At 57.1% G+C, this 17,409-nt stretch carries 15 protein-coding genes and 1 other RNA gene; all 16 read right to left on the bottom strand.

The window, feature by feature from the left end; translation table 11 throughout:
* Positions 1-36 precede the first annotated feature (36 nt).
* Positions 37-1,272, bottom strand: a complete 1,236-nt coding sequence (gene ftsA, locus ACUN9X_RS13985) for a cell division protein FtsA (protein ID WP_260034212.1) — start codon at positions 1,270-1,272, stop codon at positions 37-39.
* A gap of 21 nt (positions 1,273-1,293) precedes the next feature.
* The gene (locus ACUN9X_RS13980; protein ID WP_260034211.1) at positions 1,294-2,139 is read right to left on the bottom strand and encodes a cell division protein FtsQ/DivIB; all 846 of its coding nucleotides are present in this window, start codon (positions 2,137-2,139) and stop codon (positions 1,294-1,296) included.
* Positions 2,132-3,088 carry a D-alanine--D-alanine ligase gene (locus ACUN9X_RS13975; RefSeq protein WP_445473724.1) on the bottom strand — a complete coding sequence of 319 codons (957 nt, stop codon included), beginning with the start codon at positions 3,086-3,088 and terminating at the stop codon, positions 2,132-2,134. The genes ACUN9X_RS13980 and ACUN9X_RS13975 overlap by 8 nt, the downstream gene beginning before the upstream one ends.
* Positions 3,088-4,539, bottom strand: a complete 1,452-nt coding sequence (murC, locus tag ACUN9X_RS13970; protein WP_260034210.1) for a UDP-N-acetylmuramate--L-alanine ligase — start codon at positions 4,537-4,539, stop codon at positions 3,088-3,090. The genes ACUN9X_RS13975 and murC overlap by 1 nt, the downstream gene beginning before the upstream one ends.
* Positions 4,532-5,614 (bottom strand): undecaprenyldiphospho-muramoylpentapeptide beta-N-acetylglucosaminyltransferase, encoded by a 1,083-nt coding sequence (gene murG / locus ACUN9X_RS13965; RefSeq protein ID WP_445473493.1) that lies wholly within the window; start codon positions 5,612-5,614, stop codon positions 4,532-4,534. The genes murC and murG overlap by 8 nt, the downstream gene beginning before the upstream one ends.
* On the bottom strand, positions 5,604-6,803 hold the full coding sequence (gene ftsW / locus ACUN9X_RS13960) for a putative lipid II flippase FtsW (RefSeq protein WP_445473492.1): 1,200 nt from the start codon (positions 6,801-6,803) through the stop codon (positions 5,604-5,606). The genes murG and ftsW overlap by 11 nt, the downstream gene beginning before the upstream one ends.
* Entirely contained in the window at positions 6,800-8,143 is a 1,344-nt protein-coding gene (gene murD / locus ACUN9X_RS13955; protein WP_445473491.1) for a UDP-N-acetylmuramoyl-L-alanine--D-glutamate ligase, read from the bottom strand. Before murD ends, ftsW begins: the two co-directional genes overlap by 4 nt.
* A 15-nt stretch (positions 8,144-8,158) precedes the next feature.
* Entirely contained in the window at positions 8,159-9,244 is a 1,086-nt protein-coding gene (mraY, locus tag ACUN9X_RS13950) for a phospho-N-acetylmuramoyl-pentapeptide-transferase (RefSeq protein ID WP_260034206.1), read from the bottom strand.
* Positions 9,244-10,620: a UDP-N-acetylmuramoyl-tripeptide--D-alanyl-D-alanine ligase gene (locus ACUN9X_RS13945; RefSeq protein ID WP_445473490.1), complete on the bottom strand. Its 1,377-nt coding sequence runs from the start codon at positions 10,618-10,620 to the stop codon at positions 9,244-9,246. The genes mraY and ACUN9X_RS13945 overlap by 1 nt, the downstream gene beginning before the upstream one ends.
* Complete coding sequence (locus ACUN9X_RS13940) at positions 10,617-12,101, bottom strand: UDP-N-acetylmuramoyl-L-alanyl-D-glutamate--2,6-diaminopimelate ligase (protein WP_445473489.1); 1,485 nt, start codon at positions 12,099-12,101, stop codon at positions 10,617-10,619. The genes ACUN9X_RS13945 and ACUN9X_RS13940 overlap by 4 nt, the downstream gene beginning before the upstream one ends.
* Before the next feature lie 3 nt (positions 12,102-12,104).
* Entirely contained in the window at positions 12,105-13,850 is a 1,746-nt protein-coding gene (locus ACUN9X_RS13935; RefSeq protein WP_260034203.1) for a peptidoglycan D,D-transpeptidase FtsI family protein, read from the bottom strand.
* Positions 13,851-13,891: 41 nt separating this feature from the next.
* On the bottom strand, positions 13,892-14,284 hold the full coding sequence (ftsL, locus tag ACUN9X_RS13930) for a cell division protein FtsL (RefSeq protein ID WP_260034202.1): 393 nt from the start codon (positions 14,282-14,284) through the stop codon (positions 13,892-13,894).
* 11 nt (positions 14,285-14,295) lie between these two features.
* A complete protein-coding gene (gene rsmH, locus ACUN9X_RS13925; protein WP_260034201.1) occupies positions 14,296-15,243 on the bottom strand; it encodes a 16S rRNA (cytosine(1402)-N(4))-methyltransferase RsmH in 948 nt (315 codons plus the stop codon).
* On the bottom strand, positions 15,240-15,692 hold the full coding sequence (gene mraZ / locus ACUN9X_RS13920; protein WP_260034200.1) for a division/cell wall cluster transcriptional repressor MraZ: 453 nt from the start codon (positions 15,690-15,692) through the stop codon (positions 15,240-15,242). Before mraZ ends, rsmH begins: the two co-directional genes overlap by 4 nt.
* 389 nt (positions 15,693-16,081) lie before the next feature.
* An RNA gene (rnpB, locus tag ACUN9X_RS13915) (RNase P RNA component class A) lies at positions 16,082-16,431 on the bottom strand.
* Between the two features lie 55 nt (positions 16,432-16,486).
* Entirely contained in the window at positions 16,487-17,359 is an 873-nt protein-coding gene (rsmI, locus tag ACUN9X_RS13910) for a 16S rRNA (cytidine(1402)-2'-O)-methyltransferase (RefSeq protein ID WP_445473488.1), read from the bottom strand.
* Positions 17,360-17,409 lie beyond the last annotated feature (50 nt).

The following is a 17,409-nucleotide window of genomic DNA, read 5'->3' as shown; positions in this document are numbered from 1 at the left end:
CGGTTCACCGGCATAGCCACATCACGCTCTGGTTTACTAGAAATTGCCGGTAAACCAGTTTTTCATGCGCTCAATCAACGAGGGGGCATCCTCGTTTCTGAGCACAGGCCCCTTACCCAGATCCATCTGGCGGAACCCGTAGATCAACAACCCGACACCTGTGGCATAGATCGGGTTATTGACTACATCTGTCATGCCGGACACTGCTTGCGGTGAGGCAAGCCTGACCGGCATATGGAAAATTTCTTCGGCAAGCTCAACCACTCCTTCCATGGTTGATGAGCCGCCGGTAATCACGACGCCAGCCGGGATCAGATCCTCAAAGCCGGAACGGCGCAACTCAGCCTGCACCAACGTGAACAATTCTTCGTAGCGAGGCTCTACGACCTCAGCCAATGCCTGACGCGACAGGTCACGAGGGGCTCTCTCGCCCACGCTTGGCACCTTGATGGTCTCGTCAGCGCCGGCCAACTGGGTCAGCGCGCAGGCGTACTTGATCTTGATCTCTTCGGCGTTCTGGGTTGGCGTACGCAGCGCCATCGCAATGTCATTGGTAACCTGATCGCCGGCTATAGGAATGACCGCGGTGTGGCGAATGGCGCCGCCGGTGAACACTGCGATGTCCGTGGTTCCGCCGCCGATATCGACAACACAAACGCCCAACTCCTTCTCGTCTTCGGTCAGCACAGCGTAACTGGACGCCAACTGCTCGAGGATCACATCGTCGACTTCCAGCCCGCAGCGACGCACACACTTCTCGATGTTCTGTGCTGCATTCACCGCACAGGTCACCAGATGCACCTTTGCTTCAAGGCGAACCCCGGACATGCCCATCGGTTCCTTGATGCCTTCCTGGCTGTCGATGACAAATTCCTGCGGAAGAATGTGAAGCACTTTCTGATCAGCGGGAATCGCCACTGCCTGCGCTGCATCAATCACCCGGTCGATATCAGCCTGCGTCACTTCGCGGTCTCTGACAGCGACAATGCCGTGAGAGTTCAGGCTGCGAATATGACTTCCGGCGATCCCCGCATAGACGGAATGGATCCGGCAGCCCGCCATCAGTTCTGCCTCTTCCACAGCTCGCTGAATGGCATGCACAGTGGTCTCGATGTTCACCACGACACCACGTTTCAGACCCCGTGAAGGGTGAGAACCGATGCCGACAATCTCGATGGTGCCGTCCATTTTTCGCTTGCCGACAATCGCAACCACTTTCGAGGTTCCGATATCGAGGCCGACAATCATGTTTTCCGTATCAACCGCTGACATGTGCTTCACCAGATGAATGGTCTATGAATTTTTCTCAGGCGCTTTCTCAAGCGTCTTCCATTGCACTGCCACACCATTGGTGTAGCGCGCATCAATTCGTTCAACTTCTGCAGCGCGCGAGGCCAGACGGCGCTGATAAACTGTGACGAAGCGATCAAAACGCTTCTCAACCTGATCGCGCCCCAGCGCAACCTCAATACCGTTGGTCATCTGCAGGGTCCACGCACCCCGTTTTTCGAGTCGAAGCCCGGCAAATCCAACGCCGATTTCCTGCAGGTCGGTTGCCATCTTGCGAGCCACCGAAACCACCTCTTCTACCCGGTCTTCAGGACCGGACAAGCGCGGCAGAGCTCCGGCCGCCTGAGGATTTTCAGGCTGAAAGACATGGCCGGAGCGACCGATGATCTGTGCCTTGTTCCAATAAGCCAGAGGCCGCTCTTCCCGCACTTCGATAGCCAGTCGATCAGGCCAGACGCGGCGTACAGCTGCCGACTCAACCCAGGGCTCTTTCTCAACCAGTTGCTTGACGTCTTCCAAATCCGTTGCAAAAAAGCTGCGACCAATCAGGCTATGGACATCGCCCATCAGCCGATCACGATCCAGCCCTTTGAGATCGCCTTTAATTTCAATGTCAGCAATCTGGCGATCAAGCGCGTTCAATACCTGTCCGGTCCCCCAAGGCACCAGCCCCGCGACAACCAGTACCAATACACCCAATCCCCACTGCATCCACGGCAAAGGACCAAACCAGTTCCGCAACAGCTGGAACATATTGAATGTCCGGCCTTCGGGCTCCATCGAGGAAGCACCACGACGACGTGGTGGTTCCTGTGGCTGGCGTCCTCGCGCGTGAATGAGATCAATCATTTCCCGCTGCCTCCAACGTATCGTCCAGTATCCGGACGACCAGCTCCTCGAAGCTGAAACCGGCCGCCTTGGCTGCCATCGGCACCAGGCTATGGTCGGTCATGCCCGGAACGGTATTCACTTCCAGCAGCCAGAAGTTACCTTTTGCATCCTGCATGATGTCGACCCGGCCCCAGGTTTTGCCGCCAACAGCACGGAAGGCGTCAACCGACAGCTGCTGCAGACGCACTTCATCTTCAGGCGCCAGACCGCAAGGCACCCTGTATTGGGTGTCGTTGCTGAGATATTTGGCGTCGTAGTCGTAGAACACGTGATCTGTGCTCAGACCAATCGCCGGTAGCGCCTGCCCTTGAAGTATGGCGACGGTAAATTCCGGCCCGTCGATCCACTCCTCAACCAAAACCAGCGGGTCGTGTTCGCTAGCCGTCGTATAGGCATCAACCAGCTCGGTTTCACTGGTCACTTTCCGGATACCGATACTGGAGCCTTCCCGCGAGGGCTTCACACTCAGCGGGTAATTCAGGGTCGACAGAATATGCCCGGCATCCTCAACCGACGACATGGTGCAGAATTTCGGGGTTGGCAGACCGCAACCTTCAAACACCAATTTGGTGCGCAGCTTGTCCATCGCCAGTGCTGACGCCAGGATATCGCTGCCGGTGTAGGGGATGCCGGCTTCCGACAGAATGGCCTGAACCGTTCCATCCTCACCGCCACGACCATGCAACGCGATAAACGCACGATCAAAATCACCCTGGTCAAGCACAGTCAGCAAGCTGCCCTGCACATCAAGGCCCACCGCATCGACACCCGCTGCGATCAAAGCGTTAAGCACTGCAGCACCGCTTTTCAGGGAGACAGCGCGCTCGGCAGAGTCGCCGCCCATCAGTACGGCAACGCGACCCAATGCTTTTACCTTTTCAGGTGCTGCCCGGTAATCTGTCTGCATCACTTGGCACCTCCTACTTTCAGACCTGCAGCCGCCAGCCTTGCTGCAAGACCACCAACATCGCCTGCACCCTGGGTAAACAGCACATCGCCATCACGCAATGTCGTCGCCAGCAAAGGGTCCACTTCGCCGTCCTTCTCGACAAAAATCGGATCGATGTTGCCGCGCTGGCGAATGCTGCGGCACAGATTGCGACCATCTGCCCCGGGAATGGGGGCTTCCCCGGCGGAGTAAACTTCCATCAGCAACAGGGCATCCACGTCGGACAGTACCTTGACGAAATCTTCGTAAAGATCGCGCGTTCGGCTGTAGCGATGGGGCTGATACAACATCACCAGCCGACGATCAGGCCAGGCCTCGCGGGCAGCACGAATAACCGCAGCAACTTCCGTGGGGTGGTGGCCGTAATCATCAACCAGCGTGACCGTGCCCTTGCCAGTATCGTAATCACCGTAAACCTGAAAGCGACGGCCAACGCCTGCGAATGTTGCCAACCCGCTGACGATTGCGTCGTCATCGACTCCTTCATCGGTTGCCACGGCGATAGCCGCCAGCGCATTCAATACGTTATGGCGGCCCGGCATACGCAAATCGACGGTCAGATCGGGACGTCCGCCTGGGCGCTTAACAGTAAAATGTGTTCTCAGCACATCCGAGCGGATATCAACCGCGCGGTAATCTGCGTCGGGATCGTCGATACCATAAGTAATAATGGCGCGCGCAATACGCGGGGTAATTTCACGCACGTACTCATCATCACTGCACATCACCGCCACACCGTAAAACGGCAGGTTATGCAGAAAGTCGACAAAGGTTTGCTTCAGGCGCTCAATATCGCCGCCGTAGGTCTGCATATGATCGGCTTCGATATTCGTCACCACCGAAATCACCGGCGTCAGGTGCAGGAACGACGCATCGCTTTCATCGGCTTCTGCGACAAGGTAACGGGACCCGCCCAACTGGGCATTGGTGCCGGCACTGTTAAGCCTGCCGCCAATCACGAAGGTCGGATCCAGCCCGGCTTCGCCCAGAACAGATGCAATTAGACTGGTTGTCGTGGTCTTGCCATGGGTGCCCGCAACCGCAATACCGTGGCGGTAGCGCATGATTTCCGCCAGCATTTCCGCACGCGGGACGATAGGCACCCGACGATCCCGAGCCGCTTTCACCTCAGGGTTGTCGTTAGTCACCGCAGTGGACACCACGACAACGTCGGCATCTGCACTATTTTCGGCGCGATGGCCGATCGCAATCTGGATTCCCAGGCCGGCAAGCCGATCTGTCACAGCGCCCGCTTTAAGATCCGAGCCGGACACGTCGTAGCCCTGGTTATGGAGAACTTCGGCAATACCACACATACCGGCCCCACCAATACCCACAAAGTGGATGCGACGGATACGGCGCATTTCCGGGACCTGATAGACCAGCGGCGGATTGTTCAACTCAGCCATGGGCGGCCTCCAGACAGTAATTCACTACACGCTCCGTAGCATCTGCGCGGGCCAGAGATCGGGCCGCCTGAGCCAGCGCAATCACCCGATTGCGGTCGCCGGTCAAGGTGGCTAACGTTTCCGCCAACACATCTGCATTTAATTGATTCTGTGGAATAAGTATCGCCGCGCCTGCACGCACCATTTGTTGCCCGTTCTGTGTCTGGTGATCGTCAACCGCATGCGGGAACGGGACCAGAATGGCACCCAGGCCAACCGCGCAAAGCTCAGCAATCGTAAGCGCACCTGCACGACACAGCACGGCATCAGCCCAGCCATAGGCTTCGGCCATATCTTCTATAAAGGGCTCCAGACTCACCTCAACACCAGCGTCCTGATAGCTGCGCCGGGCATCTTCCAGATTTCTCGTGCCGCACTGGTGACGCACCGTTGGCCGAGACTCTTCAGGCATAAGCGCCAGCGCCTGCGGCAATGTCGTATTGATGGCCTGGGCTCCCAGGCTGCCCCCCAATACCAACAACCGCAGGGATTCGCTTCGACCACCCAGGCGCTCCGCCGGCTCAGGCAGGCTTGCCAGATCCTGACGTACCGGGTTGCCGGTGCAGCGGGTGACCATCTGCTTGCCAAAACTTCCCGGGAAAGCCTCCATGACGGTCTTCGCAAACCGAGCCAGAATCCGGTTCGTCATTCCGGCAATCGCGTTTTGCTCATGTACCAGCAACGGCGTTCGGGTTAACCACGCAGCCACCCCGCCGGGGCCCGTCACGAAGCCACCCATGCCAATCACGCAGTCCGGTTTCACGCGACGCATAATGCCGAGCGCTTGCACCAGCGCGCGAACCAGTCGGAACGGCGCCATCAGAAGGGCCAGCCGCCCCTTACCTCGCAGGCCGGAAACCGCGATCAAAGACATAGGAATATTGGTATCCCCAATCAATCGCTGTTCCATGCCACCGACTGAACCCAGCCACTCAACATTGTGACCTTTTTGTTGCAACAACCGCGCGGTTGCCAAGGCCGGGAACACGTGCCCGCCGGTACCACCCGCCATAATCAGGAAGCGCTTAGTCTTCATAACGCGCACCTCCCTTCGACGATCTCTTCTTCTCGGCAGACTGCTCAACCCGATCGAGCCGTTCCATTTCAATTCGTGCCAGCACACCGATGCAGACGCAGCTCGCAAGCAAACTACTACCGCCGTAACTGACCAACGGCAGGGTCAGCCCCTTGGTCGGCAACAATCCGGTATTCACTGCAATGTTGATGGTGGCCTGCAAGCCCAACAGCAATGTCAGTCCGTAGCCAAAGCAGGCGGCAAATGGCATATCAGCCTGCTCAGCGCGGCGTGCAATCACAAAGCCAACCCAAACCAGCGCTGTAAACAGAGCCAGCACCGCCAGCGAACCCATCAAACCGAACTCTTCGGCGATAATGGCGAAGATAAAATCGGTGTGGGCTTCAGGCAGATAGAACAGCTTCTGAATCGAGTTACCCAGACCAACGCCTGCCCACTCGCCGCGACCAAACGCGATCAGGGACTGCGTCAACTGGTAGCCGGTATCAAATTGGTCCTGCCAGGGATCCAGATAGGACACCACCCGCTTGAGGCGGTAAGGCTGAAACACAATCAAGGCAGCGCCGGTTGCAACACAGGCTGCAATTAGCGGCAGGAACCTGCTCAAGCGAACTCCGCTAAGGAAAATCATGCCTAACGCTGCCGTCATCAAAACCACTGTCGCGCCAAAGTCAGGCTCTGTAACCAGCAACACCGAGGCAAACCCCAGCACCAGCACTGGCTTGAGGAAGCCCATCCAGGTGTTCACCAACTCATCGCGACGGCGCACCACGTAGCCCGCCAGATAAGCAATCAGACAAATCTTGGCAACTTCGGAAACCTGAACATTGAAAAGCCCCAACGGAATCCAGCGTGTTGAACCATTCACACTCCGCCCTAGCGGCGTCAGCACCAGCGCCAGCACCAACAGGCCAATACCCAGCAGCAACCAGCCACTGCGCTCCCACCAACTCAAGGGCACATTGGCAACCATCAGCGCCAACCCCACACCCATCAAGGCATAAAGGAACTGGCGACTGATGTAATAGAAAGCGTTATCCATATTCTGGGCTGCAGTGTCCATTGACGCTGAGCCAATCATCACCACACCGATCAACAGCAAGCTCACCGCACAGAAGATCAGTAACGGCAGAGGCTGCAGAGCACTGCGCCGGGAAGCAGCGGAAAGCATGATGGATTGCGCGTTCATGACAGCCCTCCGACCAGCGCCATGAAGTGCTCGCCCCGTGCTTCATAATTACGGAACATGTCCAGACTCGAGCAAGCCGGCGATAGCAGAACCCGATCGCCGCTCTCGGCGATCTGAGCGGCCAAATTAACCGCTTCATCAAGATCGGTAACAACCGTCACTGGCGCCGCATCACCCAGAGCCGCCTTCAACTGATCGGCATCCTTCCCGAGCACCAGAACCTGACGACACGTATCCTTAACAGCGGGTCGCAGTGGCGCAAAATCAGCGCCTTTACCGTCACCGCCAGCAATCAGCACCAACTGTCCTCCAGCGGGTTTCAGACTGTCGATAGCCGCGACCGTGGCGCCCACATTGGTGCCCTTCGAGTCATTGATGTAGTCGACATCACGCAACCGACGAACAAACTGGCACCGGTGCGGCAGCCCTTTAAACTGCCGCGCAACCGTCAACATGGTATCCATCGGAAGCCCGACAGCCTCGCCCAGAGCGAGCGCTGCCATGATATTCATCAGGTTATGAGTACCCATCAGACCGAGCTCGTTTGCCCGAATCAGGTTCTCGAAACCATGAGTGATCCACTTGTCACCCTCATCTTCCCGAAGGCTGTAAGTTTCCGGGTTGATGCGGTGCACCCCGTAACCGATGAAGGCCATATTATCCCGGGCCATCGGCTGGCTCAGGGCGTCGTCCAGATTGACAACCGCAATTTCGCAGCCGTTGAAAATATTCTGCTTGGCCTGGAAATACGCCATTTTGGATGCATACCGATCCATATGATCGTCGGTCACATTGAGGATGGTCGCCGCTTTGGCATTCAGGCGCGCGGTGGTCTCGAGCTGGAAACTGGAAAGCTCCAGCACGTAAAGCGCCACGTCATCCGCCAGAAGATCCAGTGCCGGCGTTCCAATATTGCCGCCCACAGCAACCTTGACTCCGGCGGTTTTGGCCATCTCGCCCACGAGCGTCGTGACCGTGGTCTTTCCGTTTGAGCCGGTGATCGCAACAATCGGCGCTTTCGCCGCATCGCTGAACAGGTCGATATCGCCCCTGATTGCTGCGCCCTTTTCTCTGGCAGCAGCAATCGCCGGTGTCTTGACACTAATGCCCGGGCTGACCACTAGCTCGTTAAATCCCGCAAACAGGTCGGCATCAAATTCACCGCAATGCACCGCCACGTCAGGAAATTCTGTTCGCACAGCATCGAGACCGGGAGGATTTTCCCGCGAATCAGCCACAGCAACTGAACGCCCCTGCCCAAGCAGGTAACGCACGCAGGAGAGCCCGGTGATACCGAGCCCTACTACCAATGTGCGACGATCAGAAACAATCAGACTCATAGTTCTCGTGCTGCCTTATCTGATTTTCAACGTAGCCAGCCCAACCAGGACCAGCACAACGGTCACTACCCAGAAACGCACAATGACGCGCGGCTCTGGCCAGCCTTTCAATTCAAAGTGGTGGTGCAAAGGCGCCATCCGGAAAATACGGCGCCCGGTCAGCCGGAACGACGCCACCTGCAGAATCACGGAGACGGTCTCCATCACGAACACGCCGCCCATGATGAAGAGCACGATTTCCTGCCGTACGATAACCGCAACCACACCGAGTGCCGCGCCAAGTGCCAATGCACCCACATCGCCCATGAAAACCTGCGCGGGATAGGTGTTGAACCAGAGGAACCCCAACCCCGCGCCGACCAGTGCGCCACAGAACACGATCAGCTCCCCACTTCCCGGCAAGTGGGGAATCAACAGGTAGCTGGCAAACTGGGCGTGACCCGACAGATAACAAAAAATACCCAGCGCGGCCGCGACCATGACAGTGGGCATAATCGCCAGCCCGTCCAGCCCATCGGTCAGGTTGACTGCATTGCTGCTGCCGACAATGACGAAGTAGGTCAGCAGAATGAATATCACCGGCCCCATCACCAGACTGACGCTTTTGAAAAACGGCAGGTAAAGTGACGTTTCCTGCGGCAATGACGATGAGTAAAACAAGGCAATCGCTGCTCCGGCGCCGATAACGGACTGCCAGAAGTACTTCCAGCGCGCCGGCAGGCCTCGCGGATTGCGCTCGACCACCTTGCGGTAGTCATCAACCCAACCAATCGCACCGAACAGCAAAGTGACCAGCAGTGTGATCCAGACATAGCGGTTGGTCAGATCGGCCCATAGCAGGGTGCTGACTGTAATAGCCACCAAAATCAGCGCGCCGCCCATAGTCGGCGTACCGGCCTTGCTCAAATGCGTCTGCGGGCCATCATCACGCACCGCCTGCCCGATCTGGCGCTCGCCTAATTTGCGAATCATGTAGGGGCCGATCAGCAGCGATATCAGAAGTGCTGTCAGGATGCCCAGGATGCCTCGCAACGTGAGGTACCGGAACACCGTCAGCTCACCGAAATACTGTGAGAGCAGGTCTGTCAGCCAGAGCAACATCAGTTATTCACCTTTTCAAGAAGCACTCTGACCACGTTTTCCATGGCAGAACTGCGAGAACCCTTGGTTAGAATTGTCATGGGGGCCATGCCGCTTGCCAACAGCCATTCGGCTGCCTGCTCGTGACTCTCAAAATGAAGCCCCTGAGACCCGTATCCCTTGAGATAGAACGCTGTTCCGTTACCAACGGTCAGCAGGTAATCAATGCCCAGCGACGCAGCGAATTCGCCAACTTCTTCATGCAACTGATCCTCGCCAGCACCGAGCTCGCCCATGTGGCCGAGCACCGCGACGCGGGTTCCCATTGATTCAGCGAGCAATTGCAACGCCGCTTTCATCGATGTCGGATTGGCGTTGTAGCTGTCATCAATCACGGTGACGCCGGACTTTAACGCAATCTGCTGGAGCCGACCTTTAACGGGTTGTAATGCAGCCAGCCCCTTCTGAATCCCTTGATCCGCGATACCGAAATGCCGGGTAGCGGCAATCGCAAGTGAGGCATTCAGGCAGTTGTGGGCCCCTGGAAGGTTGAGCTTAACGACCAGTTGCCAGCCGTCCCTTCCAATAAGATCAAATTCTGTAATGCCGCCTGATGCCCGAATATTACGATAGTGATAATCAGCGTTCCGGCTCGGGTCTCCGCTCACCGTCACAACCCGCCGGGAACCCGCGCGTTTGGTCCAGACAGAACAAGCGGGGTCATCCGCGTTCAATACAACTGCGCCATCTGCCGCGACGCCGTCGATAATTTCGCCCTTGGCAATGACGATATTGTCGTAGCTGCCGAAGCCCTCGAGGTGGGCCTCCCCGGCATTGGTGATAATCCCCACATCGGGTCGAGCCAGACTCACGGTATGCGCAATTTCACCCACGCCACTCGCACCCAGCTCAATCACGGCGTACTGATTTTCAGGCGCCAAACGAAACAGGGTCAGGGGTACCCCAATGTGATTGTTGAGATTGCCTCCAGTCGCCAGCGTATTACCCTGCTGGCGCAAGATGGCTGCCAGCATTTCCTTCACCGTGGTTTTACCGCTACTACCCGTTACAGCAACGCAACGCACCTTGCTGATAAGGCGGTTGCCGAGTGCCAGGCGACCCAGTGCATCCACGGTATCCCCAACGACCAACTGTGGCCCGGTCACGGCGTTTTGGCGCTTGTCCACAACAACCGCAACTGCGCCCGCATCTAGGGCTTGCTGGACATACTGGTGGCCGTCGAACCGATCACCACGCAAGGCAACAAACAGATCGCCCGGTTCAATTGCCCGGGTATCAGTTGAAACACCGGTATAGCGCTCATCAGGACTCACCGAGGCGTCCAGCGCCGCCCCCGTCATTTGGGCCGCATCCTGCAGAGTGAAAGACTGCATCATCGCTCGCTCTCCCTGTCGACCAACGCCTGACGCACGACACCCGCATCACTGAAGTCAGTGCGCGTGCCATTCACTTCCTGATAGGTTTCGTGGCCTTTGCCTGCTACCAGCACCACATCTCCGGGCTGGGCTTCGAATACGGCCTGGCGAATTGCCGCTTCCCGGTCATGGATGACTTCGACCGCCTCTGGCCGGACAAAGCCTTTCATGATCTGCGACACAATCAACGCAGGATCTTCCGTGCGCGGATTGTCGTCTGTCACGATAACGTGGTCAGCGAGTTTTTCAGCTTCAGCCGCCATTTCCGATCTCTTTCCGGTATCCCGATCGCCGCCGCAGCCGAACAGGCAGAACAGCTTGCCTTCAACGTGTGGCTTCAGGGCTTTCAGCGCGTTCTGCAGCGCGTCCGGCGTATGAGCATAATCAACCACAACCCGAATACCGGATGCGCTGGCGAAAGATTCAAGCCGCCCCGGAGGTGGCAATAACCTGGCCGCCGCGCGCTGCACATCGTCTATCGAAATGCCTAGCTGTAGAGCGGTTGCGACCGCCGCCATCAGATTGCTGACGTTAAAACTGCCCAGTAAGGGCGCAGACAAATTGATTTGCCCCCACTTGCCGTCGAACCAGGCATCAAAGCCGTCCGCGTGCGATTCCAGGCGAGTCAGCCACAGCTCAGTCTGAGGCTCATGCAGGCTGTATCGAATCAGATCGCACTCGCCCGCCAGCTGCGTACACAACTGGCGCCCGAACGGGTCGTCAAAATTCATGACAGCGAACTCGACACCTTCACGCTTGAATAGCAGCGCTTTCGATTCGCCGTATGCATCCATACTGCCGTGGTAGTCCAGATGGTCCCGCGTCAGATTAGTAAAAATCGCACCGCGAATTCTCAGATCATCCACCCGACCCTGATCAAGAGCGTGGGAAGAGACTTCCATTGCCACGGCTCGACCACCTTCAGCCCGAATGCCCTGCAACGCCTTGTTGATCCTGACCACGTCCGGCGTGGTATGGGTAGCCGTATCCATCACCGCACCCAGGCCATACCCCAGCGTGCCGATAACACCACAGCGGTGGCCGGCGAATGAAAGCAATTGGCTGAGGTAATGTGTCACCGAAGTCTTGCCGTTGGTGCCGGTCACGCCAATAACGTCCATATCGCGCGATGGCGACAAGTAAAACCGATCAGCAATTACACCCAGCAGTCGGCGCAAATACGGCACTTTCACTATCAGGGTTCCGGACTGCTCTGAGCAGCCGGAATCACCGTCAGTCTCCAGCAATACCGCCACTGCACCGGCTTCGATAGCATCCGCAACATAGCGACCGGACAGGGAATGAAGCCCGCTCAGGGCGACAAATGCATCACCGGACTCAACCTCCCGGCTGTCAGCCGTAAGTCCGTGAATCGTGACATCAAACACTGACGGCACATCCACGATACCGGCCAGTAATACGCCAAGAGAGGAAACGCTCATATGTCAGCCCCTCCCTTCGGATTTGGCCGGGGTCTTGTCGGCCACATCGGCATCGCTATCCAGATCAGGTCGCACGTTCAGCAATCGCAACGCATCTCCCATGACCCGCGAAAACACAGGTGCCGCGACTTCACCCCCGTAGTACTCCCCGCCTTGCGGTGCATCTATTGCAACAACGCTTACGATGCGCGGGTTATCGACGGGAGCCAATCCCGCAAACAGCGCCTTGTATTCGCTGTCTTCGTATCCACCGGCGCCCACCAGATGGACGGTCCCGGTTTTGCCGCCCGCTTCATAAATACCAATCTTGGCGCGCTTGCCGGTGCCCTCTTCTATGACGGCCTTCAACATCTGGCGCACTTCGCTCGACACTTTTTCCGAAATCACACGTTCACCAACGGGTGGCTGATCTTTCTTGATCAGGCTGACGGGATACCGTATTCCACCGTTTGCGATCACCATGTAGGCCTGCGCCAATTGCAGCGCGTTGACGCTCAAACCGTAGCCATAGGAAAGCGCAGCAACTTCCACTGGCCGCCAACGCGGTGGTGATGGCAGCACGCCTAGCGCCTCACCCGGGAAGCCAATACCCGTAGCCTGCCCCAGACCAAAGCGGAAAAAAGTATCCCGAATCGCATCTCCGCCCAGCTCAGCCGCAACCTTGCTCATCCCGACGTTACTCGACTTGGCAATGATGCCCTTCAGATCCAGCACGTGATGATTGCTGGTGTCGCGGATAGTAAATCGCCCAAAACGCAAAAATCCCGGACTGGTATCGATCCGGGTCTGTTCGGTGAACTTGCCTGACTCAAGAGCCAAGGCTGCCGTAATGGGCTTCACCGTAGAGCCGGGCTCAAACAGATCCGTTATGGCCTTGTTCCTTAAATTTCGGGGATCCAGCTGACTGCGATCGTTCGGGTTGTATGAGTTCTGGTTCACCATTGCCAACACTTCGCCGGTGTTCACATCCAGCATGACAAGGGTGCCGCCCCTCGCGTTGTGCGCCTGCACAACTGCTTTCAACTCCCGATAAGCCAGGTACTGAAGCCGCAAATCCAGGCTGAGCTCGATATCCCGCCCGGGCCGTGCATCCTTGATCAGACTCAGATCCTTGATCACGTGACCACGACGATCCTTAAGCACACGCTTTGCGCCCGGCTCGCCACTCATCCAGTCGTTATAGGCCAACTCAATGCCTTCCTGACCGTGCTCGTCGATATTGGTGAAGCCCACAACATGTGCAGTGACTTCGCCCGCCGGATAGTAACGACGATATTCACGGCGGCTGTAGATTCCGGGAATACCCAGCGCCTTGACCTGACGCGCCAGGTCCGGCTGCACTTTACGCCGTACATAGATAAATTCGCGCCCTGAATAACGCTTCAGACGCGAACGCAGCTTGCTTTCATTGATTTCGAGCAACCGGGCCAGGGTGGCAATACGCTCATCACCCGGGTTTGCTTCGCCCGGATTCGCCCAGATGGTTTCCACTGGTGTACTGACCGCCAGCGGCTCTCCATTACGATCCGTGATCATTCCGCGATGGGCTTCAATGGCTTCTACACGCGTCGTCCGCGCCTCGCCTTGCTTGCGAAGAAAATCCTGATCCACGACGTGGAGATCAACCAGCCGCCAGGCCAAAGCAACAGTCACCAGCAAAAAAACGCCGAGCACGGTGGCATGCCGCCAACCCGCAATCAGCGCCTTTAATTTCTGCTGAATATTCTGTGCTGGTTCATCCTGAGACACAGCTCACCCCAACCTGACAGACGTTGCATGCAACAGGCGACTCACGGTGTCGCCGGAACCAATACGATGTCATGCCGACCCGGCACAACCATTCCCAAACTTTCCGCAGCGCGGTTCTCAACCCGACTATGAGAACTCAGCGCACTTTGCTCCAACAGCAACTGACTCCATTCCCGGTGATAGCCATCGCGCTGATCCTGAAGGGTTGCCAAATCATTAAAAAGAACCCGGTTTTCATGGGCGCTATACACCACACCCACAGACGACAACATCAGCACAGAGGCCAGCCCTGCAGAAATCAACACTTGCCGCTGCCACAGCCCCGCAAAAATGCGGTGGGACAACCGCATCGCCGTGGCCATGCCTGCCTTTACCGTCGCCGGACGCAGCTTGGTGCGTGTTTGTACCGGACGTTCAATTGTGACTGCCGACATTACCCTTCTCCTTAAGCCGCCCGACGCTCGAGAATGCGCATCACAGCGCTGCGTGCACGGACGTTATCTGAAACTTCATCTGACTCGGCCTTGATAGCCTTGCCAATCAGGCGATAGCCCGACTCCATCTGATCCGCTGTAACCGGCAAACCTTTGGGCAACTGGGGCCCACGCGCCAGGTCACGCATAAACCGTTTAACAATGCGATCTTCAAGCGAATGAAAACTGATCACGACCAACCGACCGCCTGGCGCCAGCAAATCGACTGCCGCCTTTAGTCCGATCTCGAGATCGTCCAGCTCCCTGTTGATAAACACGCGCACAGCCTGGAACGTGCGGGTCGCCGGATGCTTGTGCTTTTCCTTTCTTGGCACGGCCTCGCTGACCAGACTGGCCAAATCCCGAGTAGTCGCCAACGGCTCTTCTTCACGACGGGTGACGATGGCCCGGGCAATACGGCGCGAGAACTTTTCTTCGCCGTAGCGGAAAATGACGTTGGCGATGTCCTCTTCGCGCGCCGAATTCAACCAGTCAGCCGCACTCGGCGGACGCGTTGGATCCATGCGCATATCCAAAGGGCCGTTGCGCATGAAGCTGAACCCGCGCTCGGCATCATCCAGTTGCGGCGACGACACCCCTAAATCCATCAGCACACCAGTCAAACCATCCCATCCAGACTCAGCAGCAAACTGATCGATCTGAGCGAACGAGCCATGACAAACATGAAAACGGGCATCCTGTTCTGACAGCGCCTTACCTGCCGAGATTGCTTCAGGATCTTTATCTATCCCGAACAGACGGCCTTCAGAACCCAACCGGCCCAGCAACTGACGGCTGTGACCACCGCGGCCGAAGGTACAATCGACATACCGGCCATTTACGTCCGTCACCACTGCATCCACCGCCGCTTCGAGCAGAACCGACTGGTGAGACGGGTCTGCATTGCTGGTGGCGGTCATAGCGACAGAGACTCCATTTCAACAGGCATATCAGCGTCGTCGTCCGACTCATCGAGCCAAGTGAACCAGCGCTCTTCGCTCCACAACTCCAGCTTTTTGCCTTGCCCGATCAGCATCAATTTCTTCTCCAGCCGGGCATAGCTGCGCAGCGTTGGCGGAACCAGAATGCGACCAGCGCTATCCAGCTCCAGCGGCGTCGCATGACCCAGCACCTTTCGCTGCAGCCGGCGCGCCACCTTATTCATGTTGGGAAGCGCTTCAATTTGTGGGCGAATTTCTTCCCATTGCGGCTCGGGGTAAAGCAACAGGCAGCGCTCCTCATCGGCATTCGCAGTCAACACAATGCGGCCGCCACAAGCTGCAGCCAGATCCTCGCGTACGCGGGCCGGGATCGCTATGCGTCCTTTTGCATCCATGTTGAGGGCGTGACTGCCCAGAAAGTTGCTCATATTTGCCGCTGGCACTTCGCTGCATTACAGCGCGATTGCTTGATTAGTTGGGACGAGATGGCCAATTCTCCCACTCTCCCCCTCCGAAAACCACAAAAAACCACTTCTATCCACTTTTTCCCACTCCTGCACACTATAGAAACACGCAAAATACAATGCAAGCGCCGCCATAGGCGGCCCACATGGAAAAGTTCTTTTAAGGACAACAAGTTAGAAGTGCAAAATAATAAAATATGGGATTATGGAGAGAAGAAAGGCTGCAAAATCAAACAACTGAAGAACTATTAGAAGAACAAACTTGAAGAGTAAGATTTTTTCGCTATATCGAACCCGTTATTTCGGCAACAGAGTTCACACAGAAGGAGGTGTTCGGGGAATTCGGGAAAAGAAAAAAGAGCTCGCCTATAAGCCGGGTTCTGTCGAGGACAGTCATTCATCTAGGATCTGCGTCACCACAGATCTCAAGCAACCTACCCGAGTCCAGTGCGGGCCACACCGTAGGACTCCTATTTGGTCTTGCTCCAGGTGGGGTTTACCATCGCCGTGAACTGTTGCCAGTCACGCGGTGCGCTCTTACCGCACCTTTTCAACCTTACCGGCGCCCGAAGGCACGTAGGCGGTTTCCTTTCTGCTGCACTTTCCATCGGCTCACGCCGCCCAGGGGTTACCTGGCACCTTGCCCTATGGAGCCCGGACTTTCCTCCCCCAGTAAACTGGCGGCGACTGTCCGGCGAGCTCGGTCGAGAAGATACGCCCCGCGCGAGGCCAGCGCAAGCAGAAACGCCACGATGGCTTTACTTGAGCGACAACGCACGCTGGTAGAGATCGTTCTTTGACTCCCCCGTCAGCTCTGATGCCATTTTTGCGGCAACCTTTACAGGCAGCTCTGCGAGCAGGGTTTTCAAAAGGCGATCGGTATCAATAACGGGCGCCTGAACACCGCCTTCCGGCTGCGCTCCGGCTACCATGACCACATACTCGCCGCGCTCGGCATGTTCATCCCCTGCAAGCTGCTCGCAAACATCGGCAACGCGACCGGTATAGAACGTTTCAAATGTTTTGGTCAGCTCCCGGGCCAGCGCCACTTCACGGTCCGCGCCAAACATTTCGGCAATGGCCTGTGCCGTTTCAACAATCCGGTGAGGCGCCTCATAGAAAACGAGCGTGCGCTCTTCTTTGATCAATGCCGTCAGGCGGTCGTTGCGCCCCTTTCGCTTGGCTGGCAGAAACCCTTCAAACGTAAACCTGTCGGTCGCCAATCCCGCCGCACTAAGCGCCGCGATTACCGCACTCGGCCCAGGAATCGGAGAAACCGTAATTCCCCGCGCCCGTGCTTCTTTTACCAGCACATAACCGGGATCCGAAATCAGCGGCGTTCCCGCATCAGAAACGAGCGCAACAGATTCGCCAGCTTCAATACGATCAAGCAGCGCCCCGGCCTTTTCTCTTTCATTATGATCATGCAGGGCAACGAGCGGCTTCTGAATACCGAGCACCTGAAGCAACTTGCGGGAGTGCCGGGTATCCTCGGCCGCAACAAAATCAACACTGCCAATCACTTCGGTAGCGCGGTGGGTAATATCGCCGAGGTTGCCAATCGGTGTCGCGACGATAAACAAGGTGCCACCTGCTTGCCTGGCGCTAGAGTTGGTCGTTTTCAAGAACATTACCCCGCTGGCATTCCGGCAATGGCCTTGCGCTCACCGATGAATCCGGC

The organism is Marinobacter sp. V032, from assembly GCF_052645435.1.
This window is presented reverse-complemented; position numbering and strand designations above follow the sequence as displayed.